The organism is Nitratireductor sp. GZWM139 (assembly GCF_030068685.1).
GTDB classification, from domain to species: domain Bacteria; phylum Pseudomonadota; class Alphaproteobacteria; order Rhizobiales; family Rhizobiaceae; genus Nitratireductor; species Nitratireductor aquimarinus.
Map to the genome: position 1 here is coordinate 204,212 of NZ_JAMQML010000001.1, position 25,048 is coordinate 229,259.

Below are 25,048 nucleotides of genomic sequence, written 5' to 3' on the forward strand. Positions count from 1 at the left end.
GGAATGTGCGGAATCTTCTTACGTTACGTCAGTAATCCGTCGAGAGACGGTAGAATCAGGTCAGGCGGAAACTCTTCATATTCGTCCGGCTGGTCCGTTCGGTTGAGCCAGACCGTGCGGAATCCGAAATGCTGCGCGCCCGCAACGTCCCAGCGATTCGATGACTGGAACGACACGTTCTGCGGATAGATGCGCCAGGCATTGGTGACCATTTCATAGACGCTCTGATCGGTCTTGAAGCGGCGGACCGTTTCCACCGAGAAAACCTCATCCAGAACCGTGTCGAGGGCGGAGGAGCGGATTGCCGATTCCAGCATTGCGGGCGACCCGTTGGACAGAACCGCCAGCCGCGCGCCGCCGGCCTTCAGCGCTTTGAGTACCGCGGGAACTTCTTCATAACAGTCGAGTTGCCAGTAGGCGTCGAGCAGATCCTGCCGCAGGCGGCGATCAACCGAGGGAATTCTTGCGAAGGCGAAATCGAGCGCCCGCTCCGTCATGGTCCAGAAGTCGGTGTATTCACCCATCAGGGTGAAGACCCAGGAATATTCGAGCTGCTTGGCGCGCCACAGTTCCGAAAAACGCTGTCCTTCCGGCCCGATTTCGCCGGCATGGCGACGCACCGCCGCATGCACGTCGAACAGGGTGCCATAGGCATCGAACACATAGGCCGCGTGGCGCATCATTACTCCTTTATGCACTGCGTACTTGACCGCACGGGCTGGAGACGGTCAAGAAGCGTGGTCTGGCCTCATCGAAAGGCGCATGGCGGCGATTGACGGGACCGGACAAAGTCATTTCCATAATTGGCACCGAGAATTTAAGAATTTCGCATCTTTGCAGAGATTCTTGCGTGATCATCAGGAAGGAAGGCGCAGTATGACCGTAGTGACCGAAGTCCAATCGACGACCTGGACCTATGTTGATGGCGATTGGCATGAGGGCAACGTACCCCTCATCGGTCCGCGCAGCCACGCCATGTGGCTCGGCTCGACCGTGTTCGACGGTGCGCGCTGGTTCGAGAATGTTGCGCCGGACCTTGATCTGCATGCGGCACGCGTCAACGCTTCCGCCGCCAATCTCGGCCTCACGCCGAAGGTTTCGGCTGACGAAATCATCGGGCTGGCGAATGACGGTCTGAAGAAGTTCGACGGCAAGACGGCTGTCTATATCCGCCCGATGTACTGGGGCGAGCACGGCGGCTATATGGGCGTGCCGGCGGACCCGGATTCCAGCCGTTTCTGCCTGTGCCTCTATGAAGCGCCGATGCTGGAGCCGACCGGCTTTTCCGTTGGCGTTTCGCCGTTCCGCCGGCCGACCTTCGAAACCGCGCCGACCAATGCCAAGGCGGGGTGCCTCTACCCGAACAACGCCCGCGCCATCATGGAAGCGCGCAGCCGCGGCTTTGACAATGCGCTGGTGCTCGACATGCTGGGCAATGTGGCCGAGACCGGCAGCTCCAACATCTTCATGGTCAAGGATGGCGTGGTCTACACGCCTGCGCCGAACGGCACGTTCCTGACCGGCATCACCCGCACCCGCGTGATCGGCCTTCTGCGCGATGCAGGCATGGAAGTCGTTGAAAAGACGCTTTCGGTGAAGGACTTCCTTGAAGCGGACGAGGTGTTCTCCTCCGGCAACCACTCCAAGGTCGTTCCGGTGAGCCGGGTCGAAGATCAGAATTATCAGGCTGGTCCTGTGGCCAAAAAGGCCCGTGACCTCTATTGGGAGTGGGCCCATTCGGGCGTGCCCGCCTGATCATTCGGGAACAATCGGACGCGATGGGTATTGTCTCTCTCAAGGGAGAGCACCATCTGCGTCCTGCAGAATTCAACCACCTGTACGAGGGAGTTTACCACCATGGCTTTTGAACTGCCGGATCTGCCTTACGATTATGAGGCACTGCAGCCCTTCATGTCGAAGGAAACGCTGGAGTACCACCACGACAAGCACCACAAGGCTTATGTCGACAATGGCAACAAGCTGGCTGCAGAAGCAGGCATGGACGGCCTGTCGCTCGAGGAAGTGGTCAAGCAGTCCTTCGGCAAGAATGCCGGCCTGTTCAACAATGCGGCCCAGCATTACAACCACGTTCACTTCTGGAAGTGGATGAAGAAGGACGGCGGCGGCACCAGCCTTCCCGGCGCGCTCGCCAAGGCCATCGACAGCGATCTGGGCGGCTACGACAAGTTCCGCGCCGACTTCATCAATGCCGGTGCAACACAGTTCGGTTCGGGCTGGGCATGGCTCGCTGTCAAGAACGGCAAGCTTGAGATCATGAAGACCCCGAATGGCGAGAACCCGCTGGTTCACGACGCAGCGCCGATCCTCGGCGTCGATGTGTGGGAGCACTCCTATTACATCGATTACCGCAACGCGCGTCCGAAGTATCTCGAGGCGTTCGTCGACAGCCTGATCAACTGGGACTACGTGCTGGAGCTTTACGAGCAGGCTTCGTAATTCCGCTTGTGGATTTCACAATAAGTACGGCTTCTGGCTGTATTCGAGAGGCCCGGCCCAGCGCCGGGCCTTTTTGATTCGACCGACCTTCACGAAAGCGTGAAGGCGTTCCCCGGAATAATTCCCGGCCAATCGCGTTGGTCCGGGTATTGTTCGAACAAATTACCGGAGGGTTTCCATGAAGAAGATTGCACTTGCCGTTTCAGCGCTTTGCCTGTCGGTTTCCGGCGTTGCCGCGGCCGATGATCCGATTGCCGTGCGCAAGTCGATCATGCAGGCAACGGCCGCTTCCGCCGGCCTTGCCGGCGCGATGATGAAGGAAGAGCTGGCCTATAATCCCGCAATCGCAAAGGCTGCGATCCTGACGCTGAACGCAGGCGCAAAGTCGTATGGCGCATTTTTTCCCGAGGGTTCGGGCGAGGGCGACACCACCGCTGCACCGGCGATCTGGGAAGATGCAGCCGGCTTCCAGGCCGCGCTCGACAAATACATGACCGACACGGCGGCTGCCTTAGACGCGGCAGGCAAGGACGGACCGGCGGATCTCGCTTCTTTCCAGGCGGCAATCGGCCCGGTGTTCAGCAATTGCAAAAGCTGCCACGAGAAGTTCCGCGTTCAGAACAACTAGAGCCTTTCCGCTTTTTGTTGAAACGCGAAAACGCTCTAATTCATTGTCTTACGCAATTCCGGACCGAAAACCGGTTCCCACTTTTCCTGGAATTGCTCTAGTCGAGAACATCGGACCGAAAAGCCGTATCGGGCTTTCGGTTCGATTTTTCAGCTCAGGACGATCGGGATTGTCATGAAGAAGAAATTGCTGACCACTGCCCTCATTGTCATCGCGGGCGGTGGAGCGGCGTTCTGGCTGTTGAGCGCTCCGACCTCACTGGAGGCCGGGGCGCTTGGCGCGCTGGAAGCGCCGAGTGCGGAGCGCGGCGAGCAGGTCTTCTGGGCCGGTGGCTGCGCCTCATGCCATGCGCGCCCCGGAGCTGACGGTGATGCGCGGCTGGAACTTGCCGGCGGTGTCGAGCTGAAATCCGATTTCGGAACCTTCGTCGCACCGAACATTTCGCCACATATGCAGGACGGCATCGGCGGCTGGAGCGACATGGCGTTCGCCAATGCGATGCTGCACGGGGTTTCGCCCGAGGGCGAGCATTACTATCCGGCGTTTCCCTATCCCTCCTATGCGCGGATGGAGCCGCAGGATGTGAGCGACCTGTTCGCTTTCATCAAGACGCTTCCCGAAGTGGAGGGCGATGCGGGCGAGCATCAGCTTTCGTTCCCCTTCACCATGCGTCGTGGCATCGGGCTATGGAAACTGGCCTATATGCATGACGAGCCGGTGGTTGCGCTGGGAGCCGATGCTTCTGATGCGGAACGGCGCGGGCAGTATCTCGTGGAGGGTGCGGGCCATTGCGGCGAGTGCCACACGCCGCGCAATTTTGCCGGCGGACAGCTCTACGATCAGTGGCTTGCGGGTGCGGTTTCGGCGGAAGGCGAGGGCATCGTGCCGAACATCACCACGGGTGATGGCGGGATTGGCTCCTGGTCGGCCGGGGACATCGCCTATTATCTGGAAAGCGGCTTCACGCCGGAGTTCGATTCGGTTGGCGGAGCCATGGTCTCCGTGCAGAAGAACATGGCCCGGCTTTCCAAGGAAGACCGCGACGCCATCGCGGCCTATCTTCTTGCCGTTCAGCCGAAGCCTAACGGTTATCCATCTTCCCGGTGACCTTCAGGACGAAGGCATAGGTGAGCGCCTTTTCCTCGAGCCGCGAAAAGCGGCCCGAGGCTCCGGCGTGCCCGGCGTCGAGATTGGTTTTCAGAAGAACCGGATTGTCGCCGCTCTTGCGCTCTCTCAGCCGCGCCACCCATTTCGCAGGCTCCCAGTAAGTCACGCGCGGATCGGTGAGGCCGGCGAGTGCCAGAATGGGCGGGTAGTCCTTCGCGCCCACATTGTCGTAGGGCGAATAGGCGGCGATGGTGTCGTAATCGGCCCTTGAGGCAATGGGATTGCCCCATTCGGGCCATTCCGGCGGAGTGAGCGGCAGCGTGTCGTCGAGCATGGTGTTGAGCACATCGACAAACGGCACGGCGGCGACGATGCCGCCGAACGCCTCGGGGGCCATGTTTGCGATTGCGCCCATCAGCATGCCGCCGGCGGACCCGCCCTCGGCCACGATGCGGTCGTGGCTGGTATAGCCCTCGGCGACCAGATGGCGGGCGGCGGCGATGAAGTCGGTGAAGGTGTTGACCTTCTTTTCGCGCTTGCCGTCCTCATACCAGGCGTAGCCCTTTTCCTTGCCGCCGCGGATATGCGCGATGGCGTAGACGAAGCCGCGGTCGACCAGAGACAGGCAATTGGTGTTGAAAGCGGCGGGCATGGCCATGCCATAGGCGCCGTAGCCATAGAGCAGGCAGGGCGCGGAACCGTCCAGTGCGATGTCCTTGCGATAGACCAGCGACACGGGCACCAGTTCGCCATCGGGGGCAGGGGCCATGAGGCGACGGGTGACATAGTCATCCGGATTGTGGCCGGAGGGCACTTCCTGCGTCTTCAGGAGTGTGCGCTTACGGGTGCGCATGTCGTAGTCGAAGACCTGCTGCGGCGTGGTCATGGACGAATAGGAGAAGCGGAGCGTTTCCGTGTCGTATTCGTAGGAACCCATCAGGCCGAGCGAATAGGCCTCCTCGTCGAAGGCGATCAAATGTTCCGACCCGTCGGCGCGGTCGCGGATGACGAGGCGCGGCAGGCCGTCCTTGCGCTCCAGACGCACGAGGTAATTGGCAAACGCCATGATGGCGAGGATGAGCCGGCCCGGCTCGTGGGGCACCAGATCCTGCCAGTTGGCGCGGGCGGGGTCGCCTGCGGGCGCGGTGACGATCTTGAAGTCCTTGGCGTCATCCGCATTGGTGAGGATGAAGAAGATGTCGCCGCCTTCTTCCAGATCGTATTGCAGTCCGGTTTCGCGCGCGGCCACCAGACGGGGCGTGGCGTCGGGATCGCTTGCGGGAAGGATGCGGCACTCCGACGTCTCGTGATCGTGGGCGGAGATGTAGATCCAGTCGTGATTGCGGCTGCCGGACACGTCGACGAAGAAACCCGGATCGGCTTCCTCGTAGATGAGGCGGTCTTCAGCGGAATCCGCACCGATCCGATGGTAGAAGATTTTTGACGGGCGGTGGTTCTCATCAAGCCTTGTGTAGAAGAAGCCATTGCCGGCTGCGTCCCATTCGCCGCTGCCGCCGGTCTCGGTGACCGTGTCGGGAAGCTCCTTGCCGCTTTCGAGATCGCGCACGCTGAGTGTGTAGAGCTCCGACCCCTTGTCGTCCTGGCCCCAGAGAAGGCGCTTGTGGTCCGGCGAATGGTCGGCGCCGCCGATGCGGAAATAGCTCTTGCCCTCGGCCTCGCGGTCGCCATCAAGCAGCACTTCCTCTTGGGCGTTGTCGTCGCCATCGCTCGGCAGGCGGAAGAAGCGCGGATATTCGCCCCCGGTGCGGAAACCGGCGGCATAGGCGTAGGGGCCGTCCTTGGCAGGTACGGTGGTCTCGTCCTCCTTGATGCGTCCGCGCATCTCGGCGACCAGGGTTTTCTGCAACGCTTCCGTGTCGGCCAGAAGTTCCGCCTGATACGCGTTCTCGGCTTCCAGATGCGCGCGGATGTCGTCTGCCAGAAGGGCCGGGTCGCGCAGGACCTCCTGCCAGTTGTCGGCGCGCATCCAGGCATAGTCGTCCGTGCGCTCAATGCCATGGCGGGTGTCGCTGACGGGGCGGGCTTCGGGCGAGGGAGCGCTGGCTGTCGAGGAAAATGCTTTGGAAGTCATGGCAAACCTTGGAGTATCTGCGGAATGTGTGCAGGTGCGGCGCGAAGCGCTGCGTGAAGCTGGGCGCATTTTTGTCCCGCCGAAGGGGCGCGTGGCAATGGCCAATCGAAAAAATACCTGCGGGCGGGGAGGGCAGGAAGATCGAGGGCGCGATCCGCCTCTTCTGGGCAGTCGAAATAAAAGACTGTGTCTAAGCTGCATTATGTTTCACGCGGGCAACGTGAATGATGCATTCTTCTTATATAGGGGAACAAACGACCTGATGGGGCCTGCCGATTGTGTGGGCATGATTCCAGCGGTGTTTTTGCATAGTGAGCCCCCGGTGGTTTAAGCTGACCAATCTCTTGTGAATGGCGTCGTTTCATCGCGCCTGTGAGTTGCGTTTACGCCTTGTCGTGCCGAGGGCGAGTGTTTATGTCACCGTGAGATTTTCTGAAGTTTCTTGAAACACTAAGTCCAGTGGGGAGAGTTCATGACGGCAGACGGCCAGTGGCTGACATTTCTCGCTCTGTTGCTGCCGTTCGCAGCCGCCGCCATAGCACCAGCGCTTACAAGGGCGCTGCATCACAATGCAGCCTGGGTGCTGGCGATCGCGCCCGCTCTCATCTTTCTGCATTTTACGGGCTTTGTCGGACCCGTTTCCGATGGCGAAACGCTGACGGGCGGATATGCATGGATACCGAGCCTTTCGGTTGATTTTTCCTGGTTCCTCGATGGTCTTTCCGTCACTTTCGCGCTGCTGATCTCGGGCATCGGCACGCTGATCGTGCTTTATGCGGGCGGCTATCTGAAGGGGCACGAGCATCAGGGGCGCTTTTTCTCGTTCATCCTGATGTTCATGGGCTCGATGCTGGGCCTTGTGGTCGCGGATTCCTTCCTCACCCTGTTCGTTTTCTGGGAACTGACCTCGATCACCTCGTTCCTGCTGATCGGCTTCGATCACTCGCGCGAGGCTTCGCGCCGTGCGGCTTTGCAGGCGCTTGTGGTGACGGGGCTTGGCGGCCTTTCGCTGCTTGCCGGTCTTCTGGTGATCTGGAGCGCCACGGGCGTCAACTCCATGTCGGCGCTGCTTGCGACCGAGAGCGCGCTGCGTGATGCACCGCTCTACATGGCGGCGCTGCTGCTCATTCTGGGCGGCGCGTTCACCAAGTCGGCGCAGTTCCCGTTCCACTTCTGGCTCCCCAACGCGATGGAAGCGCCGACGCCCGTTTCGGCCTATCTGCATTCGGCGACCATGGTGAAGGCGGGCGTCTATCTGCTGATGCGCCTCAATCCGGTGCTGGGTGATACGGCTGCCTGGGAAACCATTCTGCCGCTGTTCGGCGGCACGACGCTTCTGGTGGGAACGCTTCTGGCCGTGCGCCAGACGGACCTGAAGCTGATGCTGGCCTACACGACCGTGGCTTCGCTGGGGCTGCTTGTCATGCTGACGGGCGTGGGCTCGGAAAAGGCGGTCGAGGCGGCGGTGCTCTATCTCGTGGCGCACTCCATGTTCAAGGGCGCGCTGTTCATGGTCGCGGGCCTTGTCGACCACGAATCCGGCACGCGCGACGTCACGAAGCTCGGTGGCCTGCGCACGGCAATGCCGATCACCTTTACGGCGGCTGTTCTGGCGGCGGCCTCGATGGGCGGCGTGCCGCTGTTCTTCGGCTTCCTCGCCAAGGAAGAGATCTATGCCGGCCTCGGCTTTGCCAATGGCTGGACCTCCATGCTGACGCTGGTGGCGCTCGCCGGCAACGGGCTGATGTTCGCCATCGGCTTCGCCGTGGCGCTGAAGCCGTTCCTTGGCGCGAAGGTGGAAACGCCCAAACATGCCCATGAAGGGCCGATCCTGCTCTGGCTCGGGCCGGTGGTGCTGGGAGCGCTGGGTCTGGTCTCGGCACTGTTCTCCGGCGTGAGCCATGAGCTCGTCAGCAGCCCGATGTCGAGCGCCGTGCTCGGCGAGGCCGTGACGGTGACGATTTCGACCATTCCGCATATCGGCATGCCGCTGGCGCTGTCGGTGGTGACGGTTGCGCTCGGCGTTCTGGTGTTCGTCATGCTGGGGCAGGGGCGCGCGGCGATGGCCGGCATCCTCAACGCCATCGGCTGGGGCCCGGACAAGGGTTTCGACCAGGTGATGCGCGGCCTGACGCGTGTTTCCTTCTCGGTGACCAATCTCATCCAGAACGGCCGGCTGGACTACTACATGACGGCGACCTTCATCGCCGTTGCCGCTGCCGTCCTGATCCCGATGGGGCTTTATGGAGAGTGGCCGGCCGTTCCTTCGATGCCGCGCATGCCGTTCTATGAGTGGACGGTGCTTCTGATCGCGCTGATCGGTCTGGGCGCGGTGATCTATGCGCGCGACCGCCTGACGGCGATTGTCTCGCTGGGCATTCAGGGTTTCTCCGTGGCGCTGATCTTCATGCTTCTGGGCGCGCCGGATCTCTCCTTCACCCAGTTCATGGTGGAGACGCTCTCGGTGGTCATCCTGGCGCTGGTCATGACGCGTCTGCGGCTTTCGCCGACGGATCATCGCCCGACGGGCGAGAAGGTGATGGACGTGGCGGTTGCGGGCACGTGCGGCGCGGCCCTCGGCCTTATGCTTCTGCGGGTGACGCAGGTGCCGTTCAACAGCGAGCTGAGCGATTTCTTCACGCAGTATTCGCGTGTGCTGGCGCATGGCCGCAACATCGTGAACGTCATTCTGGTGGACTTCCGCGGGACGGATACGCTGGGCGAGATCGCCGTGGTGATGATTGCGGGCCTTGCCATTCTGGCGCTGGTACGTGTTCGCAGTGTGAAGCCGATCGCTTCCAAGAACGGGGAGGGCTGATATGCGCACTCTGATTTTCCGCACGGTCGCGCCCTATCTTACGAGCCTGATGATCCTGTTCTCCGTGTTCGTGCTTCTGCGCGGGCACAATGAGCCGGGTGGCGGGTTCATCGGCGGTCTGATCGCGGCCTCTGCGTTTGCGATCTATGGCATTGCCTGTGGTGTTTCGCCGGTGCGGCGGGCGCTTTACTTCCACCCGATGGCGATTTCCGGTTTCGGACTTCTGGTCTCGGCGCTGGCTGGCTGGCTCTCCTACTTCTTCCAGGTGCCGTTCATGACGGGCCTGTGGACCAAGGTGAACTTTCTGGGCGTGCCGCTGGACCTGTCGACGGTCCTGTTCTTCGACATCGGCGTTTATCTGGTGGTGCTCGGCTCGATCACGTCGATCGCGCTGGCGCTTGAAGAAAGGGAACATGGATAATGGAAGCCGCTCTTGCCTTTGTGGTCAGCGTGTTCTTTGCCGTTGCCATCTATCTCATGCTTTCAAAGCACATCATCCGCATCCTGCTGGGGGTCTCGATCTTCGGCAATGCGGTGAACCTGTCGATCTTCACGGCAGGGCGGCTCATGCGTGAGGTGCCGCCGATCATTCCCGAGGCTCTGCAGACGCCGGACTCCGCGATCGCCAACCCATTGCCACAGGCGCTGGTGCTGACGGCGATCGTGATCTCGTTCTCGCTGTTCGCGTTCCTCCTTGTGCTGGCGTTCCGCGCCTATCAGGAACTTGGAACGGACGATACGGACGGAATGCGCGTCGCCGAACCTGAGGGCGAGCCGCTGCCCCCGCTTGGATACTGAGACACTGATGGCCGCTGAATCGATAGACATTTCCGATGCAATGGTGATCCAGCCGACCACGCTGGGTGACTGGATGATTGTGGCGCCGGTTGGGGTGCCGATCCTTTTTGCCGCGATCCTGCTGATGGTGCGTCATGAGACGCGCCTGCATGCCGGTATCGCAATCACCGGCCTGCTTCTGACGCTGGCAGCCAATGCGGCGCTCTTGCTGCAGGTGCTCGCCGACGGGCCGCAGGTGATGACCATGGGGCGGTGGCTGCCGCCCTTCGGCATTTCCTTTGTCGCAGATGCGCTGGGCGCTTCGCTCGCTTTCGTGGCGACGCTGGTGGCAGCCGTGTGTGCGCTCTACGCCATGAAGGACATCGGGGCGACGGGACGCCGTTACGGCTTCTACCCGTTCGTGATGGCCCTGATGGCCGGTGTGGGCGGTTCGTTCCTGACGGGCGACATCTTCAACCTCTATGTGTGGTTCGAGGTGTTCCTGATCTCGTCCTTCGGTCTTCTGATCCTGGGCTCGACGGAACGCCAGCTCGACGGCGCGACCAAATATGCGATCCTGAACCTTGTGGGCACGACGCTGTTCCTGACGGCGACGGCCTATCTCTACGGCACGTTCGGCACGCTGAACATGGCGGACATTGCGCGCAGGGTCGACGCCGTGCGCGACACCGGGCCGCTGATGACGCTGGCGGTTCTCTATCTGCTCGCCTTCGGCATGAAGGCGGCGGCGTTTCCCGTCAATTTCTGGCTGCCGGCTTCCTATCACACGCCGCGCATCGTCACGGCGGCGCTGTTCGGTGGCGTTCTGACCAAGGTGGGCGTCTACGCGCTGCTGCGCGTGCTGGTGATGATGTTCCCGGTCGAGCGCGTGGAGCTTTCCGGCGTGATCGCCTGGGTGGCTGCCGGCACGATGGTGCTGGGCATTATGGGCGCGCTTGCCCAGTCGGATGTTCGCCGGGTTCTGGGTTTCGTGGTGATCTCGGGTGTGGGCGTCATGCTGGCCGGTTTGGCGCTGGGGACGGAAGAGGGGCTTACCGGTACGGTTCTCTACGCTTTCCATTCCATTCTGGCGATGACGGCGCTCTATCTGCTTGCGGGCGTGATGAAGGAGCTTGGCGGCAGCTATTCGCTGCATGAGCTGGGCGGTCTCTACCGCGCCTATCCGGCGATGGGGGCCTTCGCGCTGGTGCTGATGCTTGCCGTGGCCGGCCTGCCGCCGGCATCCGGCCTGTGGCCGAAAATCCTGCTTGTGCAGGCATCGCTGGAATCCGGCCTGCCATGGCTCGCGCTGGCCATTCTCGCGACGGGTCTTCTGACCACGATTGCGCTTGGCCGCGTCTATATCCTGGCGATCTGGCGCAACCGGCCCGAAGGCGCGCCGAGCGGCGAGCCGAACGCACGGCCGGGGCTCGGCTATGTGTCGCTGGCTCTGCTTTGCATTCCGATCATCCTTCTTGGCGTGTATCCTGAGCCCTTCATTCGCATCGCAGAGACCGCTGCGGCAGGGCTTCTGGATCCGTCCGCCTATATCGGAGCGGTCTTTCCCGTGGAGGCAGCGCAATGAAACTGTCCCTGATCAACATTCTCCTGGCGCTGATCTGGACCGCAGTGAGCGGCTCGTTCACGCTGCCGAACTTCCTCTTCGGCTTTCTGCTTGGTGCGGCCACGCTCTATCTGATCCGCGAGCAGGTGGGCTCGCTCGGTTATTTCGAGCGCAGCATGCGGGTTCTCTCGCTGGCGCTTCTCTTCCTCTACGAGCTGGTGCTTTCAGCGTGGCGTGTAGCCATTCTCGTTCTGTCGCCCAAGATGGACATCAAGCCCGGCATTTTTGCCTATCCGCTCAAGGTGGATCGCGATTTCGAGATCACGCTTCTGGCGAACCTGATCACGTTGACGCCGGGCACGCTGTCTGTCGACGTGTCGGAAGACCGCCGTTTCCTCTACGTGCACGCCATCGACTGTTCCGACCCGGATGAACTGCGTCGCGACATCGCCGATGGTTTTGAACGAAAGATCATGGAGGCGTTTCGATGAGCGCCAGTCAAGAATTCCTCGTCTTCGCCGAGTTCGTGGCGCTCGCCCTGCTCAGCCTGTCGTTTCTTCTCACAGTGGTGCGGGTGCTGGTGGGGCCGAGCCTGCCCGACCGGGTTCTTGCTCTCGACATGCTGGTGACGATCGCCATCGGCTTCATCGCCGTCATCGGCATTCGCACGGGCTTCACGCTCTATCTCGACATCGCCATTGCGCTTGGTCTTGTCGGCTTCCTTGCGACGGTGGCGTTTGCGCGCTTCGTGCTCAGCCGCCGCTATGAGCAGGAGTTCGTGAAGCGCGATACGCTGGGCATTTACGGGGACAAGGACCAATGATGGGCGACGTGCTGAACATTCTCACCGGCGCGCTCATGATCATTGGCGCTGCCTTCACGCTGGTGGCGGCCATTGGCATTCTGCGCCTGCCTGACCTTTACACCCGCATGCATGCGGCGTCGAAGGCGGGCACGCTCGGCTCGGGCCTGTTGCTGATCGCCCTGGCGATCTTTGCGCAGGATCAGGCCATCGTCACGCGCGCGCTCGCTGCCGTGGTCTTCTTCCTGCTGACAGCGCCCATTTCCGCGCACCTCCTGGCCAAGGCCGCCTATGCGGCCGGCTACAAGCTCTGGGGTCGTTCGGTGCATGATGAGATGGCGAATGCGGGAGGGGATGCGACCACCCCTGACGCAGAGGCAAGAAGTGACAAAGAATAGTGGAATAATTTTCCGGTAAATCCTTTTTGAGGCATTGCCGGGATGGATTCTACTTATGATGGTCTTTGAAAAGCCTGAAGCCGGCTTTTCCCGGGAAGTGCGGCTTCGGGTACAGGTCCATACCTCACAAGGCATGGCTTCAATACTCAAATTTAATAAGGCGGGCTTAGATATAATTTTCCAGTAAGCTCAATTTTGTCTGATTTTTGGAATGAATTTGATTTTTTTGAGATGAGATAAACAATCGGCTTCTAGTGTCGCCTAGTATAAGACTTAAAAAGTGAGTTGACCGAAAGCAGAAAAGTAATCATAAGATTGCTGCCTCATCGGGAGTCGGGCCAAGAAATGCCAAAAACATCTGGCTCCCTTTAGAGACCTCATGAGTGGCGACTTGAGGTGAGACCAATTTTAATGACGTTGGGGCAAGGTAACGAAATGAACGACGATTCTGTAAAGAACGACAACATGCTTATAGAGCTGACTGCGGACGTTGTTGCCGCGTATGTCAGCAACAATCCGGTTCCCGCATCTGAGCTTTCCAACCTGATCTCTGATGTGCACTCGGCTCTTGGCCGTGTCAGCGGAACGCCTGAGGCGCCGCCGGCCGAGAAGCAGAAGCCGGCCGTCAACCCCAAGCGCTCGGTGCATGAAGACTACATTATCTGTCTCGAAGACGGTAAGAAGTTCAAATCGCTGAAGCGCCACCTGATGACGCATTACGGCATGACGCCGGAGCAGTATCGGGAGAAGTGGGGCCTTGATCCGAACTACCCGATGGTTGCGCCCAGCTACGCGGTTGCCCGCTCGAAGCTGGCCAAGCAGATGGGTTTAGGCCGCAAGCGCAAAGAGACCTAGAGCTTCGGACCGAGAGGCGGCATCCGGTTTTCGGTTGTTCGGCTGCTCTATAAAAGTTTCGATCATCCTTTGTTGCCCGGACGGGCGCAGGGTGATCCAGTGTAACGGCTACGCCGAGATTACACGCTTCAAGGTTCAGGCGTCGCTGGCACAGCGACGCCTGATTTGTTTCAGGGGGGGGCTTTTCCTGTTGCGCAAAATGCGACGCCTCTCATGCGCTTCCGGGAATTCGCCGGACTGTGCGAGCGCCCAGAGAAAATGCTGCGGGCGGATGTGTGGATTTTCTTCGTGCCGGGCATGGTGTTTCCGGCGCCAGGCGTTCCAGGCCCTGTTTTAGAGCGATGTGTCGGTTGAGATCATAGCTCCAGTGCCCGCGCACACCCTTCAGGCGCTCTCTTTCGATCAGACGCTTCAGGCGCTGAACGACAGCGGCGCGTTCTGCCCCTTCTGTCTGTAGCGCTTTGGCAAGATCGATGCCGCCAATGAGGAACAGTGCTGCCGTTTGCCGTGACAGTTCATGGCGTTTTCTCTTTTCTTCAAGGAACTCAAGGCGTTCTTGCTTCATCGCGGTCATGGTCGATCCCTGTCTTGATTTGGGGTGACTATGAGGGCGCGCGGCACGGGCGGGGATAAACCTGTGTTGGAAAAACGGTTCCTCAGAATTTTTATGTCTGTATTTCAATATCTTGATTGATCGATGGGGAAATATCGTTCCCTCTTTGTTCGCTTTGGTGGCTGTGTAGGGTATAAGAATTTATTCCTCTTTTTTGGGAAGGGATAATGCCTGTGCTTTCAAATTCCACCAAACCGCCGCAAGACGCAGCCGAGCCGGAAGGAGTGTCCGAGGAGACCGAGCGTCCGGCATTGGCGCGGCGCTTGAGCCCCGTCACCGAAGAGCGGCTGGGCGACGTCTGCGAATGCGTCATCGATATCCTCGCAGCGCTGTTCAATGTGAGCGGGCGCGAGCTGCGCGAGGCCCGTCGGTCATCCACCAGCGTGACGCGGGTGCGCCAGATCGGCATGTATGTCGCGCATGTTGTGCTTGGGTTGAACATGACCGAGGTCGGGCGTGGCTTCGGGCGTGACCGGACCACGGTTCAATATGCGTGCCATCTGATCGAGGACATGCGCGACGATGAAGAATTCGACCGGATCGTGCTGATGACGGAGCGGATCACCTCGGCTGCGTTTCGCAATATGGAGGTGCGCTGAGATGGCGGTGATGAAGGACGATGTGCGTCAGCGCCGTGAATTTCAGAGGGCGTTGAGGTTTCTGCAGAAGGGGCCCGCCTGGCTTCAGCGCGGGGCGAAGACGGGGGCGGTGCTTCTGGATGGCGGAGAGCGGGGAACGATCTCGATCGCGCGAGATGTGCTGGAAAGGCTGAGCCGTGATGATCTGGTCTCTCGTGATGGGGAACGGGTGAAGCTGACGCAGGCGGGAAGCGCACATGCGTGCAGGCTTGGCGCGCGTGAGGAACCTTTTCGCAGGCAGCACTGGGAGCTCGAACAGCGAAGCTTTGGCGAGGGGCTGGAGCGTGAAGTGGTGTCGGCGACATTGAGCGAATCGCCGCTCGCCCAGCTTGCCCGCCGGCGGGCGCGCAATGGCCAGCCATTTCTGAACCAGGCGGAGTTCGATGCGGGGGAAAGGCTGCGCGCAGACTATACGCGCGGGCAGATCATGCCGCGGATGAGCGCCAACTGGGTGGCGACGGTTTCGGCGGGCAGGAGAAGCGGTGGGGCAGGCGAGGGGGCCGACCTCACCGACGCGGCGCTTGCGGCGCGCCAGAGAGTGGACCGGGCGCTCAATGCGGTGGGGCCGGAACTTGCCGGCGTTCTCGTCGATATCTGCTGCTTCCTGAAAGGGCTCGAGCAGGTGGAGACGGAGCGCGGCTGGCCCGTGCGTTCAGCGAAGGTGGTGTTGAAGACGGCGCTTGGCGCGCTCGACCGCCATTATGCGCCACGGGACGCCCGGAGAGCGGCGGCGCAAAAGCCCATTCTTCACTGGGGCGTTGAGGATTATCGTCCGAAAATTGCCTGACGTGCGGCGGGACGATACGCCAGCGCGGAGGCCCATATGGGCCTTCGCATTTCAGTCTTGCAAGAGGTTTAGCCCGCTGCGGGAGCTACGGCTGCGGCCTCATCCCGGATGCGCTGTACCATGGCGCGCAGGCCATTGGCGCGCTGCGGGGTGAGGTGCTCGTCGAGACCGAGCTTGCGCAGCACGTCTTCGGCATTGATGGCGAGGATTTCGCTGGCGCGCTTTCCCGAAAAGAGCAGCATCATGATGGCCACCAGGCCGCGCACGATGTGAGCGTCGGAATCGCCCCTGAAGTTCAGGACCGGATCGTCGCCATCGGCGCGCTCGGTGTAAAGCCAGACCTGGCTGACGCAGCCGCGAACGCGATGCGCCTCATCCCGCGCGCTCTCCGGGTAGGCCGAAAGGCCGTTGCCCAGATCGATGATGTAGCGATAGCGCTCTTCCCAGTCGTCCAGAAAGGCGAAGTCGTCGTAGAGGGTGTCAATCGTCGTGCTCATTGGGCCGGATATAGTGATTGTCCGGCCTGTCGTCACGCAAAACCTTTTCAGGAAGGGCGCGCTTAGCGGTTCTCGGCGCTCTCGGGAATGCTGCCGGTGGTGATGGTGTCTTCGGGAGTGGCTGCGGCGTCGGGCGCTTCGCTGCCGCTTTCCTCGATCATCTCATAGGCCATGCGGGCGCTTTCACGGGCGCGGACGCCGATGGTCTGAAGGGCGGCGACGCCCGTGGCGCAGACTTCCGGTTTGCGCTCGCAGATGCCTGCCATGTCGCTGATCGCATCGCGGGCAGCGCTCAGAGCCTGAAGGGCGCCGATCTGCGGCGCTGCGCCATCGCCATCATTACCGGCGCCGCCAATCGGCACAAACAGCAGAACAAGCGAAAGCCAGAAGATTGCGCGAATAAGAAAGCCCATGACGTCCAGTCCCGTTTCCTGCCCCGTTTAGCTCAAGATCCAACTCAAGGGGGCGTCCCTTTCATTACCATTGCACGGTCCGGCCAAGGAGCTCTTGAGATTTTTGCTAAAATTGAAAGCAAATTTCTCTCGCATTCGAAAATGACTGCCTTCGAGACAAGTCTGCATCAAAGCCTGTGAAACGCATTAACCTTTGATTTACCATCCAAGCGCCTGTGCCGATTGAGGTGTCGGCGATGGTCAAAGGGCGAAAGCCTGTTTTTCTGGAGGGCGGGGAGCTGCGTATTTTGTTCAGGCGGCGTTAACCATGACGACATTCAGCCGGCTTTCTACTGCGAGAAATCGGCGTTTTGCGGCCTGAGGCGGCCGTTTCCCCGTTGCGCTTATCCTTTCCTTAAACGCTCGGTGCGAGTCTCCTCAGGAACAAGAACCCGCCGAACGGACCAAACAAGAGCGCGTCGAGTTGAGTTCACGAGTATCTCCATATCCGGAGTGGCTGGCAGCCGTTTCGGCAGCATTTGAAGGGCTGATCCATCCGAGTGTCGAGCAGGGGCCCGAACGCTCGCATCAGCTCAGGCTTGCTGCCGTTCTGTTTGCCGCTCCCTTTCTGTTTGCAGGCGCTGCGGCGCAGCTTCTTGGCGCGACGGTTGGCTTTGCCCAGACGCTGGCGCTGGCGAGCGCCGTGTTCGCCGCGAGCTGGCTGACGGCTGCCCTGCTTCTGGCAACCGGACGGCGCAGGCTCGTCGAAGCCGGCGCGCTTGTCATGGCTGTTCCGGCTGTTGCGGCGCTGATCGCGATTGCCGGCGGGGTTTCCTCGCCGATGACGCTGCTGGCCGGGGCGCTGGCCGCAGAATGCTACTGGATTGCCCGGACCCGTCGCGCGGCGATGACCGGCGCTTTCGCCGGTGCGGTCGCGGTGGCGCTCTCCTTCGGCGCAGGCACTCTTGGTTTTGGTGGTCTGCCTTCCGTGACGCCTTCGGCTGCACAATGGCTCGTGCCGCTCATCTACGTTGCAACGCTTGGCCTTCGCTTCACCGTGAAAGAGCCGGCGCGTGCGGACGCGGATGCGGCTCCCGAAGCCTCCGGCATTGAAGAGCGCATGAGCGCAGTGCTGCTTCGCGTGAACCGTTCCGGCGATGTGATGCACGCATCCAGCCAGGCTGAAACTCTTCTGAACGTGCGTTCGGACATTCTTCTCGGCAATGGTTTCTTCCAGCGCATTCATGTGGCCGACCGCGTCGCCTATCTGTGCGCCGTCTCCGATATCAATGAAGGCGCCGAGGCGCGTACGATCAGCATGCGCCTGCGCATGCCAGTGGAACAGGGCGCACTGCGCGCACCCGGTTACCGCCAGTTCGGTGTCGAACTCCTGTCGGCAGCCGGCGAGGGCGGGGCCGTTGTCATTCTGCGCGATGAAGCCGGCATGGCCGAGCTGGAGCATGATCTGGCGCGCGCCCGCGAAGAGGCGCGTGTGGCGAAGGTAGAGAGCAAGCGCATGCTGGCTGCCGTCAGCCACGAACTGCGCACGCCGCTGAATGCCATTCTGGGCTTCTCCGACACACTTCTTTCGGAGATTTTCGGGCAGCTTTCCAACGAGAAGCAGCGCGAATATGTGCGGCTGATCAATGAGGCTGGTGGTCATCTTCTCTCGGTGGTGAACTCGACGCTGGAAATCTCCAAGCTTGAGGCCGGCACCTACACGCTTCATCCCGAGGCCTTCCGCTTCAGCGAAGTGGTTGACCCGAGTGTTGCCTTCGTTCAGGGGGATGCATCGGCGCGGTCCATCGACATCGAGGTCGCCATTGCCGACTCGGTTGGCGTGGTCTATTGCGACCGGCGCGCCGTGCAGCAGGTGCTGATCAATCTCCTGTCGAATGCGGTCAAATTCTCGCATGCGAACGGCAAGGTAAGCGTTTTGGCCGAGCGTTCAGGAAACCGGCTGGACTTCAGCGTTTCCGACAATGGCGTGGGCATCGCAGCTGCCGATCTGGAGCGGATTGGCGAGCCGTTTGCCCAGGTGCGCACCGACGAGACGCGGCATGTGGAAGGGACGGGCCTCGGCCTCGCACTGGCGAAAGGGCTTGTCGGCCTTCAGGGCGGTGGCATGACCATCGACAGCGCGCCCGGCGAGGGCACGCGGGTGAGCATTTCCCTGCCGGTCGGCGTCGGCGAGGACAAGGATCAGAATACCGGTAACGGCAAACCGGCGATTGACGATGAGTGGAGCGATGAAGAATACCGCAAGACGGCCTGAACCGGAGGTCACCTTTGGAACCCTGCTGCGCGCCGGTGCGGCCGGTGCAGGGATGGCCATCGCCCGTAACCCGATTGCGGTTGGCGGGGCGACGGCCTTCGCCGTGGCGTTTTCCTTCGTTTCTGCAAATGCGCTCTGGTATCAGCCGCATTTCCACGCCGGCGCGCTGATCTCGACGCGCGAACCCGTCTTCGTTGAAACGACGCCTGCGCCGACTTTCCCGGCTGCGGTGCAGGAAACGCCAAGCCAGGCGCCGCGCCAGATCGCGCCTGACCGGGACACGACCGGTGCGATACCGGTGCAGCGGCCCGACGTTCTTCAGGGCGGCGATCCGGTCGTGCGCAAGGTGCAGAAGGTTCTGGAAGACCTCGGCCTCTATCACGGCACGATTGACGGTCTGCAGGGCGCGGCCACCCGCACGGCAATCGGCAATTATCGGCGCATCGTGGGGCTGGATTCCAATCCGGTCGTCGATGAGGCGCTGCTGCGCCAGCTGGGGCTCTCGAACGCTACGTCTGCAACGGAGCAGGCTCCGGGCACGCCCTCGGTCGTGCAAACCCCGACAGTCGTACCAATCCCGACGCCCCGGCCCGCCTATCAGCCGCAGGCAGCGCAAGCGCAGCCTGCAATGGTCGCAAGGCCGCAGACGGCGAGCGTTCCGGTTCCCGCCGCCGAAGTGCCGCAGCCGCGCGTGCAGACCGCAGCGCTGGAAGCGGTTGAGGCCGATCCCACCATCATGCGGGTTCAGGCGGGGCTGAAAGCCTTCGGCAATGATGCGATCACGGTGGATGGCATCCTCGGCCAGGACACGCAGACGGCGATCCGGGAGTTTCAGAGCCTGTTCGGCCTACCGGTCACCGGTCGCCCTGATGACACTTTCCTTGCCAAGATGCGCGAAGTCGGCCTGACCAATTGACGGGCCAGACCGGCCCTTGCACAGGGGCGGTGCGCGTGGGATTACCCCTGCCATCTGTTTTGCACGGCTGAAACTGCGGCGAGGAGGCCGATGCGCCTATGCGTTTGACCAGCGATTTCTGGGTCTCTGCCCTGACCAAGAGGCTGTTTGCGGAGGGCGGTTTTGCAACCGTCCTGCAAAAGGGCGCGCGCGAAGCCGGCACAATCTACATTCTGTTGCGCAACAGGCTCGGCGAGCAGGCGCTCTATGGTCCGGCCGCACAGGCGGTTTACGACGAGGCGCGTCCCAATGAACGCCGCTTTGCACTGATCGTGCAGAATGACGACGAGGCGATTGAGAAACGCCTTGAACGCGAGCGGCGGTTCGATCCGGATTTCTGGCTAGTGGAAATCGAGGTCATGAACCTCGATGAGGCGGAGCGCTATTTCGAGATTGCCACCGGCTGATCTGCATGGCCGGGCGCGCTTGTGCCGTCCCGCCAGCCCTGCAGCCTGTGTCGTGCATCGTCAGCGGAAAGCGCCCGGTAACGCTCCAGAAAAAAGCCGATGGCGCTTCGCTGCGAGAACAGTTTTGGAAACACGGCTGCGGTCAGGAGAAATGCCTCTGCATCCTCAAATCCGAGCGCTTTCAGAACAACAATCAGTTCGCCGTAGGTGGGGAAACCCGTGATCTCGCGGGCGGCATCTGAAGAAATTCCCAGTAGCTCCGTGAGCGCGGCTTCAAAGGCCCCGCTTTCACTCGAGAAGACGGCTTTGCGCAGTATCGCACTGGCAGCCTCGACTTTCGGCAGGGGCTTTTCGTTACGTTGGCGGGCAGCCGGGGCCTGTGTGTTGGCGGCGCTCATGATGAGGCGCAGGCGATCACGGACATCAGCCTCGCTGGCGCTTCCGGCGGACGGTGCGGTCTGCTCATCATCATGCGCCTGCGCCGACAATGCGCGCACGAGTGCGGCAATGGCCGGGTTGAGGTGCGCGCGACGGCCGATGACCCGCGCGTGGGGCTGCCCGTGCCGCGCGATCAGGCCGATGAGATCGACATCCGAGAGGGCGGGCGAGCGGACCAGAAGGGGCGCGCAGATTTCCGCCGGCTCGTCGGTCAGCCTGCGCAGGAGCCCGGGGGGCGGCGTTGCGAAATCGGACAGGACCGCAGCGGCGTAGCGGCGGGTCTCTGGGGCGATCAGCGGATAGAGCGGCAGGGCGAGGTCGTCCAGTTGCGCAATCTCGCGTCTGGTCGGTCGCGTCAGCGACACGAAAGCGGATATGGCAGCACGGAACAGGCGCTCCGGTCTATGCGCTTCCCCGCCCGAAGCCAGTTGCCTGAATACAGCGGATGACACGCAGACCTAAACCTCCAGAAACACGAATGGTTACATGAAACGCCATCGGGCGGACGCGCCAATGCCCGATGCCTGGTTAGAATTACACGAATTCCCTTAGCAAGCTGTTAACCGGTTTCTTTAGAGTTCCGTTCAGAAACGGATTGTCAGGGGTAACGAAACCTTAACCATGTGCTGCCTTACTCAGTAACGGAGGCGTTGCGTACCACTCCGTCACAGAAAGGGACGCGATGTCATGGCAACGATATTGAGCTTCGTACCAGCAGCAAAAAAGAGTTCGGCAAATGTGCCGAGGCAGCGCCGTTCGGACGCCGCGATCATCATCTTTCCCGGCGTGCGCTATGAGCAGCATCCGGATATGGGGCCGGAAGATGACAGCGGTGGCAACCAGCCGAAAAGCGTCGGCCGGCGTGTGACGAAACGCTAGGGCATTTCCGCTTTTCGTCGAATCGCAAAAACGCTTTCATTCATTGTTCTTGTGCAATTCCGGACGGAAAACCGGCTCCCACTTTTCCTGGAATTGCTCTGGCCAAACAGGCGGACCGGAGAGCGGGCCTGAGCGCGCGCGTGAACTCAAAGTGCCGAGCAGCGCAGTTCCTGAAAGAAACGCTCGATTGTGGCGCGCCAGCTCTTGTCTGGCTGAAAGACCCGCACGACAACTATGCCTTCGTCCAGATCGGTCTGGGCAATGAGTGAGGTGCTCACCATCTCAGGCATTTCCTTGCGCAACTCCAGAAGTTGCGGTGCGTTCATGATCAGCGCATCGAGTTTTCCATTCTCGGCGCCGCGGTCGTTTACATTGAAAACATTGATTCCGTCGCGGTCGTAGACCGAGAAAGACCAGAAGGGCACGCGGGTTTCTGCACTGAGCCAGGTCATGCCGTTTTCGAGATCGAACCGGCAGGCAGCCTCCTCAAGAAATGGATTCTGCTTCTCTGCGAGCAGCGCGTTGGCATCGTCCTTGCCGAGGCGCGTGAATGTGTAAAGGTCCTGCTTTGCGGTGAGCGCGGACCACATGTCCCGTTCCGAATAGGCGGGTAGCAGAAACAGGATGGCGAGATGGACGGCGGCTGCGCCGAAGAGGCCGAGAAGGACAAGGTGCGCAAATCTAAGCATCGCAGCCCGTCCGCATGATGACCGGAAGCCGGGTTTCGCCAACGCTGGACTCGGTAAACAGCGGGGTGTCGACCAGCGTCAGAACGATGCGCATGGGGCCGGGGCCCGTGGTGGCGATCCAGTTGTCCGGATGGGCATGTGGTGAAACCATGATGCGCAGGGGGGTGTTTCGTCGCCAGACCAGGGACTGTGAGTGGAGTGCGGATGCAAACCGCGCCGGCGCGGGCAGGGGGCGACGTTCAAGATCCGTCAGGTGCAGGGTGAAAAACCGGGTGGGCGGCATGTCGCCACGGATCATATAGCTGCATTCGCGCAGAAGCGGACGGCGCAGACTGTCCTGAGTGGCGGTGATTACGATGCCTTCTGCGTTTCCGAGCGCAAGCGTGCCCAGGCGAGCGCTGCGCGCACGTGCATAGGGATCGGCGTCGCTGGTGCCTTCATTGGGAAATGTAACCCAGGGACCGATTTCACTCGAACCGATCGTGCGGGTGGATTCCAGCGCAAGCCATGCCGTGCCGGCACCGCCGCCAAGGGCGATGAGCAGAACCACTGCCACCTGGAAAACAGACTTCAGCATGTGATGCCCGAAAAAAAACGGAGGGCCCCGGATAGCCTGATTTCAACCGCAGGTTCAAGAGGTTTGAAGTGTGCCGGGCCGGGCATTACAGGGCGGTGACTGTTTCAAGAGCGCTTTGATTTTTGAGGCTCGGAGCTTTTTTGAAGTCCCCGGCCAGCTCCCTGAGGAAACGGGATGTGCGCGATGAAAGAGCGAGCGGCAGGTCTTCGCGCTTGCGGCTGGCGCCCTCCGCGCCTTCGCTGGCGACCAGCTCTTCGCCTGTTTCGATACGCATGGGGCCTTCGATGCCGGGCAGCGACTTGATCTCCACATTCTGGTGGGCGAAGGCCATCATGCGCTGCCAGACCATGGCGGGCAGGGAGCCGCCAGTCATGCGGCGCGTGGGGTGGAAATCGTCATTGCCGAGCCAGACTGCGGCGACATAATTGCCCGTATAGCCCACATACCAGCCATCCCGATAGGACTGGGTGGTGCCCGTCTTGCCGGCTGAGCGCGTCATGGGAAGCGCGGCGCGGCGACCCGTGCCCTGTTCGGGCACAAGGATGAGCATCTGGTTCATGGACGCCGCTGCCTTTTCGGACAGAACCCGGCGCGGCGGTGAGGCATCGCGGCCATGGTCGTAGAGCAGCCGGGCCGAATGGGTCGATAATTGCGAGATGCCAAACCGGGTGTCGGCGTAGCCGCCATTGGCGAAAACGGAATAGCCGGTGGCCTGATCGAGCGTGGTCATGCCGGAGGTGCCGAGCACCATGGTCTTGTGACCGTTGAGCGGGGATTCGATGCCAAATGACTTGATCAGCGCGATGATCGGGTCGATGCCCAGATGATCGCGCGCCAGGCGAACCGGCACCGTGTTGTAGGATTTGATGAGGGCGCGCGTAAGGGTGACGCGGCCGGCATAGCTGCGCCCGTAATTGCGGGGTGACCAGCTGCCCCATGAGATGGGGCCGTCTGAAATGAGGGAATCGGGCTCGAACCCGTTTTCCATCGCGACGGCGTAAACATAGGGCTTGAAGGACGAGCCGGTCTGGCGCTCAGCCTTGGTGGCGCGGTTGAACTGGCTTGCGCCATAGTCGCGTCCGCCGACGATGGCGCGCACGGCTCCGTTCGTGTCCATGAGCGTGATGGCGCCTTCGGAGACATCGTAATCCTTGCCGTACTGGCGCAGATGGAATTCCAGCGATTCCTCGGCCGCCTTCTGCAGATCCGGGTCAAGCGTGGTGCGGGCGACGAGCGAATGGGTTGTGCCATTGGGAATAACACGTTTGACCTCCTCGAACGCCCAGTCGAGGAAGTAATCGGGGGCTTCCGCGCCATCGCGGTCGACGGCAGTGGCCGGCTGCAAACGGGCCGACAGGACCTGCCCTTCGCTCATGAAACCGGCCTGCACCATATTGGTGAGCACTTCATTGGCGCGCGCACGGGCAGCCGGCAGGTTGACATGTGGTGCGTAGCGGGCCGGAGCCTTGAAGAGGCCGGCAATCATGGCGGCCTCGGCGAGGCTCATATCCTTGACCTGTTTGTCGAAATAGAAATCAGCCGCTGCTGAAATGCCGAATGTGCCGCCTCCGAGATAGGAGCGGTCGAGATAGTATTGCAGGATTTCCGACTTGGAGAGGTTCATCTCCAGCCAGACGGACAGGAAAGCTTCCTTGACCTTGCGTTCCAGCGTGCGCTCATTGGTCAGAAACAGGTTCTTGGCAAGCTGCTGTGTGAGCGTGGAGCCGCCCTGAACGACGGAATTGGCGCGGACATTTTCGGTGAAGGCGCGGGCAAGCCCCAGGAAGTCGATGCCGAAATGCTCGAAGAAGCGGCGATCCTCGGTGGCGAGAATGGCCTTGATGACGTGATCGGGCATTTCGTCGACAGGCACGGAATCGAGCTGGATGATGCCGCGCTGTCCGATTTCGTTGCCGTAGCGGTCCAGAAAGGTGACGGCGTAATCGTCCTGGGCGCGCCAGTCTCCGGCGGTCTCCTCGAAGGCCGGCAAGGCGAGCCCCAGCATGACGACAGAGCCGACGGCGGCGAGGGTGACGCCTTCGCTAAACAGTTCCACCGTTGCGCGTTTGAAACCGTAAACGCGAAAGCGACGGGAGAAGATTGTTATGCTTTCCCAGATTTCGGCGAGCTTGAACCCCGCCTCGTAGAGCGTTGAATCGATCCATGCATCGAGCGCCAGAAGTCTGGTCGCCCGGGGAGCCTTCGTCTGCCGTTTTTCGCGCGGCTTATTCACCCAACCTCCGTCCGGCCATTTGCGGCCAACCCGATCACATCCGCGCCATTGGATTATGTGCCGAGAATGGTCCTGCAGTGTGACGCATTTATGATATCCACCCTAGCGCGAATTTGTGTAAATTTCGCCGAATTTCAACGTTTTCTGCAAGTGAAATCCGGCATGATGGC

Annotated in this window: 27 protein-coding genes; 18 read left to right on the forward strand and 9 right to left on the reverse strand. The window is 61.2% G+C overall.

Annotated features, from left to right (window positions below; all coding sequences use genetic code 11):
* Positions 1-23: 23 nt before the first annotated feature.
* A complete protein-coding gene (locus NDI72_RS00930; RefSeq protein ID WP_113154585.1) occupies positions 24-680 on the reverse strand; it encodes a haloacid dehalogenase type II in 657 nt (218 codons plus the stop codon).
* 196 nt (positions 681-876) lie between these two features.
* Between NDI72_RS00930 and NDI72_RS00935 the strand changes: the two genes are divergently transcribed.
* The 4 genes from NDI72_RS00935 (at position 877) to NDI72_RS00950 (ending at position 4,192) form a co-directional block, all read left to right on the forward strand.
* Positions 877-1,755 (forward strand): branched-chain amino acid aminotransferase, encoded by an 879-nt coding sequence (locus tag NDI72_RS00935; RefSeq protein ID WP_206545898.1) that lies wholly within the window; start codon positions 877-879, stop codon positions 1,753-1,755.
* A 102-nt stretch (positions 1,756-1,857) separates the two neighbouring features.
* Positions 1,858-2,457, forward strand: a complete 600-nt coding sequence (locus NDI72_RS00940) for a superoxide dismutase (RefSeq protein ID WP_113154587.1) — start codon at positions 1,858-1,860, stop codon at positions 2,455-2,457.
* Between the two features lie 178 nt (positions 2,458-2,635).
* A complete protein-coding gene (locus NDI72_RS00945; protein ID WP_113154588.1) occupies positions 2,636-3,085 on the forward strand; it encodes a c-type cytochrome in 450 nt (149 codons plus the stop codon).
* Positions 3,086-3,259: 174 nt separating this feature from the next.
* Positions 3,260-4,192 (forward strand): cytochrome c, encoded by a 933-nt coding sequence (locus NDI72_RS00950; RefSeq protein WP_206545899.1) that lies wholly within the window; start codon positions 3,260-3,262, stop codon positions 4,190-4,192.
* Here NDI72_RS00950 and NDI72_RS00955 read toward each other — a convergent pair.
* A complete protein-coding gene (locus NDI72_RS00955) occupies positions 4,167-6,284 on the reverse strand; it encodes a S9 family peptidase (RefSeq protein WP_283799303.1) in 2,118 nt (705 codons plus the stop codon). The two genes, NDI72_RS00950 and NDI72_RS00955, sit on opposite strands and share 26 nt — an antisense overlap.
* Before the next feature lie 472 nt (positions 6,285-6,756).
* Here NDI72_RS00955 and NDI72_RS00960 point away from each other — a divergent pair, with 472 nt between their 5' ends.
* From NDI72_RS00960 to NDI72_RS00995, 8 genes are all read left to right on the forward strand, one after another.
* Positions 6,757-9,102, forward strand: a complete 2,346-nt coding sequence (locus tag NDI72_RS00960; RefSeq protein WP_283799304.1) for a putative monovalent cation/H+ antiporter subunit A — start codon at positions 6,757-6,759, stop codon at positions 9,100-9,102.
* A gap of 1 nt (position 9,103) precedes the next feature.
* Positions 9,104-9,523 (forward strand): Na+/H+ antiporter subunit B, encoded by a 420-nt coding sequence (locus NDI72_RS00965; RefSeq protein ID WP_113154592.1) that lies wholly within the window; start codon positions 9,104-9,106, stop codon positions 9,521-9,523.
* Positions 9,523-9,900: a Na+/H+ antiporter subunit C gene (locus tag NDI72_RS00970; RefSeq protein WP_113154593.1), complete on the forward strand. Its 378-nt coding sequence runs from the start codon at positions 9,523-9,525 to the stop codon at positions 9,898-9,900. Before NDI72_RS00965 ends, NDI72_RS00970 begins: the two co-directional genes overlap by 1 nt.
* Before the next feature lie 7 nt (positions 9,901-9,907).
* Complete coding sequence (locus NDI72_RS00975; protein ID WP_283799305.1) at positions 9,908-11,464, forward strand: Na+/H+ antiporter subunit D; 1,557 nt, start codon at positions 9,908-9,910, stop codon at positions 11,462-11,464.
* Entirely contained in the window at positions 11,461-11,934 is a 474-nt protein-coding gene (locus NDI72_RS00980; RefSeq protein WP_113154595.1) for a Na+/H+ antiporter subunit E, read from the forward strand. The genes NDI72_RS00975 and NDI72_RS00980 overlap by 4 nt, the downstream gene beginning before the upstream one ends.
* Positions 11,931-12,266 (forward strand): cation:proton antiporter, encoded by a 336-nt coding sequence (locus NDI72_RS00985; RefSeq protein WP_206545902.1) that lies wholly within the window; start codon positions 11,931-11,933, stop codon positions 12,264-12,266. The genes NDI72_RS00980 and NDI72_RS00985 overlap by 4 nt, the downstream gene beginning before the upstream one ends.
* Positions 12,266-12,643, forward strand: a complete 378-nt coding sequence (mnhG, locus tag NDI72_RS00990; protein ID WP_113156224.1) for a monovalent cation/H(+) antiporter subunit G — start codon at positions 12,266-12,268, stop codon at positions 12,641-12,643. Before NDI72_RS00985 ends, mnhG begins: the two co-directional genes overlap by 1 nt.
* 435 nt (positions 12,644-13,078) lie before the next feature.
* On the forward strand, positions 13,079-13,498 hold the full coding sequence (locus tag NDI72_RS00995; protein WP_206545903.1) for a Ros/MucR family transcriptional regulator: 420 nt from the start codon (positions 13,079-13,081) through the stop codon (positions 13,496-13,498).
* Positions 13,499-13,709: 211 nt separating this feature from the next.
* Here the strand turns inward: NDI72_RS00995 and NDI72_RS01000 are convergent, their stop codons facing one another.
* Complete coding sequence (locus NDI72_RS01000; RefSeq protein WP_224873347.1) at positions 13,710-14,072, reverse strand: cytoplasmic protein; 363 nt, start codon at positions 14,070-14,072, stop codon at positions 13,710-13,712.
* Positions 14,073-14,278: 206 nt separating this feature from the next.
* Between NDI72_RS01000 and NDI72_RS01005 the strand changes: the two genes are divergently transcribed.
* Together NDI72_RS01005 and NDI72_RS01010 are read left to right on the forward strand one after the other, a co-directional pair.
* The gene (locus NDI72_RS01005; RefSeq protein WP_283799308.1) at positions 14,279-14,710 is read left to right on the forward strand and encodes a helix-turn-helix domain-containing protein; all 432 of its coding nucleotides are present in this window, start codon (positions 14,279-14,281) and stop codon (positions 14,708-14,710) included.
* A gap of 1 nt (position 14,711) precedes the next feature.
* The gene (locus NDI72_RS01010) at positions 14,712-15,536 is read left to right on the forward strand and encodes a DUF6456 domain-containing protein (RefSeq protein ID WP_283799310.1); all 825 of its coding nucleotides are present in this window, start codon (positions 14,712-14,714) and stop codon (positions 15,534-15,536) included.
* Positions 15,537-15,604: 68 nt separating this feature from the next.
* Here NDI72_RS01010 and NDI72_RS01015 read toward each other — a convergent pair whose 3' ends face one another.
* Positions 15,605-16,033: a SufE family protein gene (locus NDI72_RS01015; protein ID WP_206993699.1), complete on the reverse strand. Its 429-nt coding sequence runs from the start codon at positions 16,031-16,033 to the stop codon at positions 15,605-15,607.
* Between the two features lie 62 nt (positions 16,034-16,095).
* The gene (locus NDI72_RS01020) at positions 16,096-16,446 is read right to left on the reverse strand and encodes a DUF5330 domain-containing protein (protein ID WP_206993698.1); all 351 of its coding nucleotides are present in this window, start codon (positions 16,444-16,446) and stop codon (positions 16,096-16,098) included.
* Positions 16,447-16,909: 463 nt separating this feature from the next.
* Between NDI72_RS01020 and NDI72_RS01025 the strand changes: the two genes are divergently transcribed.
* The 3 genes from NDI72_RS01025 (at position 16,910) to NDI72_RS01035 (ending at position 20,062) form a co-directional block, all read left to right on the forward strand.
* Entirely contained in the window at positions 16,910-18,700 is a 1,791-nt protein-coding gene (locus tag NDI72_RS01025) for a sensor histidine kinase (protein ID WP_283799312.1), read from the forward strand.
* Positions 18,675-19,616, forward strand: coding sequence for a peptidoglycan-binding domain-containing protein (locus NDI72_RS01030; protein WP_283799313.1), 942 nt, complete (start codon positions 18,675-18,677; stop codon positions 19,614-19,616). Before NDI72_RS01025 ends, NDI72_RS01030 begins: the two co-directional genes overlap by 26 nt.
* A 98-nt stretch (positions 19,617-19,714) precedes the next feature.
* Positions 19,715-20,062 (forward strand): DUF1491 family protein, encoded by a 348-nt coding sequence (locus NDI72_RS01035; RefSeq protein ID WP_283799314.1) that lies wholly within the window; start codon positions 19,715-19,717, stop codon positions 20,060-20,062.
* Here NDI72_RS01035 and NDI72_RS01040 read toward each other — a convergent pair.
* Positions 20,038-20,952, reverse strand: coding sequence for a hypothetical protein (locus NDI72_RS01040; RefSeq protein WP_206554006.1), 915 nt, complete (start codon positions 20,950-20,952; stop codon positions 20,038-20,040). The two genes, NDI72_RS01035 and NDI72_RS01040, sit on opposite strands and share 25 nt — an antisense overlap.
* Before the next feature lie 235 nt (positions 20,953-21,187).
* Between NDI72_RS01040 and NDI72_RS01045 the strand changes: the two genes are divergently transcribed.
* On the forward strand, positions 21,188-21,379 hold the full coding sequence (locus NDI72_RS01045; protein ID WP_162742256.1) for a hypothetical protein: 192 nt from the start codon (positions 21,188-21,190) through the stop codon (positions 21,377-21,379).
* 146 nt (positions 21,380-21,525) lie between these two features.
* On the opposite strand, the gene NDI72_RS01050 is transcribed toward NDI72_RS01045, so the two are convergent.
* The 3 genes from NDI72_RS01050 to NDI72_RS01060 all read right to left on the reverse strand — a co-directional run bounded on the left by NDI72_RS01050 (position 21,526) and on the right by NDI72_RS01060 (position 24,878).
* Complete coding sequence (locus NDI72_RS01050) at positions 21,526-22,068, reverse strand: DUF1254 domain-containing protein (RefSeq protein WP_283799316.1); 543 nt, start codon at positions 22,066-22,068, stop codon at positions 21,526-21,528.
* A complete protein-coding gene (locus NDI72_RS01055) occupies positions 22,061-22,645 on the reverse strand; it encodes a DUF1214 domain-containing protein (RefSeq protein WP_206547295.1) in 585 nt (194 codons plus the stop codon). Before NDI72_RS01055 ends, NDI72_RS01050 begins: the two co-directional genes overlap by 8 nt.
* Positions 22,646-22,730: 85 nt before the next feature.
* Entirely contained in the window at positions 22,731-24,878 is a 2,148-nt protein-coding gene (locus NDI72_RS01060; protein ID WP_113154606.1) for a transglycosylase domain-containing protein, read from the reverse strand.
* Positions 24,879-25,048: the final 170 nt, after the last annotated feature.

Excerpts from the sequence above, each read along its gene's own strand:
- NDI72_RS00930 (WP_113154585.1), bottom strand. The coding sequence starts at position 680 with ATGCGCCACGCGGCCTATGTGTTCGATGCCTATGGCACCCTGTTCGAC.
- NDI72_RS00935 (WP_206545898.1), top strand. The coding sequence starts at position 877 with ATGACCGTAGTGACCGAAGTCCAATCGACGACCTGGACCTATGTTGAT.
- NDI72_RS00940 (WP_113154587.1), top strand. The coding sequence starts at position 1,858 with ATGGCTTTTGAACTGCCGGATCTGCCTTACGATTATGAGGCACTGCAG.
- NDI72_RS00945 (WP_113154588.1), top strand. The coding sequence starts at position 2,636 with ATGAAGAAGATTGCACTTGCCGTTTCAGCGCTTTGCCTGTCGGTTTCC.
- NDI72_RS00950 (WP_206545899.1), top strand. The coding sequence starts at position 3,260 with ATGAAGAAGAAATTGCTGACCACTGCCCTCATTGTCATCGCGGGCGGT.
- NDI72_RS00955 (WP_283799303.1), bottom strand. The coding sequence starts at position 6,284 with ATGACTTCCAAAGCATTTTCCTCGACAGCCAGCGCTCCCTCGCCCGAA.
- NDI72_RS00960 (WP_283799304.1), top strand. The coding sequence starts at position 6,757 with ATGACGGCAGACGGCCAGTGGCTGACATTTCTCGCTCTGTTGCTGCCG.
- NDI72_RS00965 (WP_113154592.1), top strand. The coding sequence starts at position 9,104 with ATGCGCACTCTGATTTTCCGCACGGTCGCGCCCTATCTTACGAGCCTG.
- NDI72_RS00970 (WP_113154593.1), top strand. The coding sequence starts at position 9,523 with ATGGAAGCCGCTCTTGCCTTTGTGGTCAGCGTGTTCTTTGCCGTTGCC.
- NDI72_RS00975 (WP_283799305.1), top strand. The coding sequence starts at position 9,908 with ATGGCCGCTGAATCGATAGACATTTCCGATGCAATGGTGATCCAGCCG.
- NDI72_RS00980 (WP_113154595.1), top strand. The coding sequence starts at position 11,461 with ATGAAACTGTCCCTGATCAACATTCTCCTGGCGCTGATCTGGACCGCA.
- NDI72_RS00985 (WP_206545902.1), top strand. The coding sequence starts at position 11,931 with ATGAGCGCCAGTCAAGAATTCCTCGTCTTCGCCGAGTTCGTGGCGCTC.
- mnhG (WP_113156224.1), top strand. The coding sequence starts at position 12,266 with ATGGGCGACGTGCTGAACATTCTCACCGGCGCGCTCATGATCATTGGC.
- NDI72_RS00995 (WP_206545903.1), top strand. The coding sequence starts at position 13,079 with ATGAACGACGATTCTGTAAAGAACGACAACATGCTTATAGAGCTGACT.
- NDI72_RS01000 (WP_224873347.1), bottom strand. The coding sequence starts at position 14,072 with ATGACCGCGATGAAGCAAGAACGCCTTGAGTTCCTTGAAGAAAAGAGA.
- NDI72_RS01005 (WP_283799308.1), top strand. The coding sequence starts at position 14,279 with ATGCCTGTGCTTTCAAATTCCACCAAACCGCCGCAAGACGCAGCCGAG.
- NDI72_RS01010 (WP_283799310.1), top strand. The coding sequence starts at position 14,712 with ATGGCGGTGATGAAGGACGATGTGCGTCAGCGCCGTGAATTTCAGAGG.
- NDI72_RS01015 (WP_206993699.1), bottom strand. The coding sequence starts at position 16,033 with ATGAGCACGACGATTGACACCCTCTACGACGACTTCGCCTTTCTGGAC.
- NDI72_RS01020 (WP_206993698.1), bottom strand. The coding sequence starts at position 16,446 with ATGGGCTTTCTTATTCGCGCAATCTTCTGGCTTTCGCTTGTTCTGCTG.
- NDI72_RS01030 (WP_283799313.1), top strand. The coding sequence starts at position 18,675 with ATGAAGAATACCGCAAGACGGCCTGAACCGGAGGTCACCTTTGGAACC.
- NDI72_RS01035 (WP_283799314.1), top strand. The coding sequence starts at position 19,715 with ATGCGTTTGACCAGCGATTTCTGGGTCTCTGCCCTGACCAAGAGGCTG.
- NDI72_RS01045 (WP_162742256.1), top strand. The coding sequence starts at position 21,188 with ATGGCAACGATATTGAGCTTCGTACCAGCAGCAAAAAAGAGTTCGGCA.
- NDI72_RS01050 (WP_283799316.1), bottom strand. The coding sequence starts at position 22,068 with ATGCTTAGATTTGCGCACCTTGTCCTTCTCGGCCTCTTCGGCGCAGCC.
- NDI72_RS01055 (WP_206547295.1), bottom strand. The coding sequence starts at position 22,645 with ATGCTGAAGTCTGTTTTCCAGGTGGCAGTGGTTCTGCTCATCGCCCTT.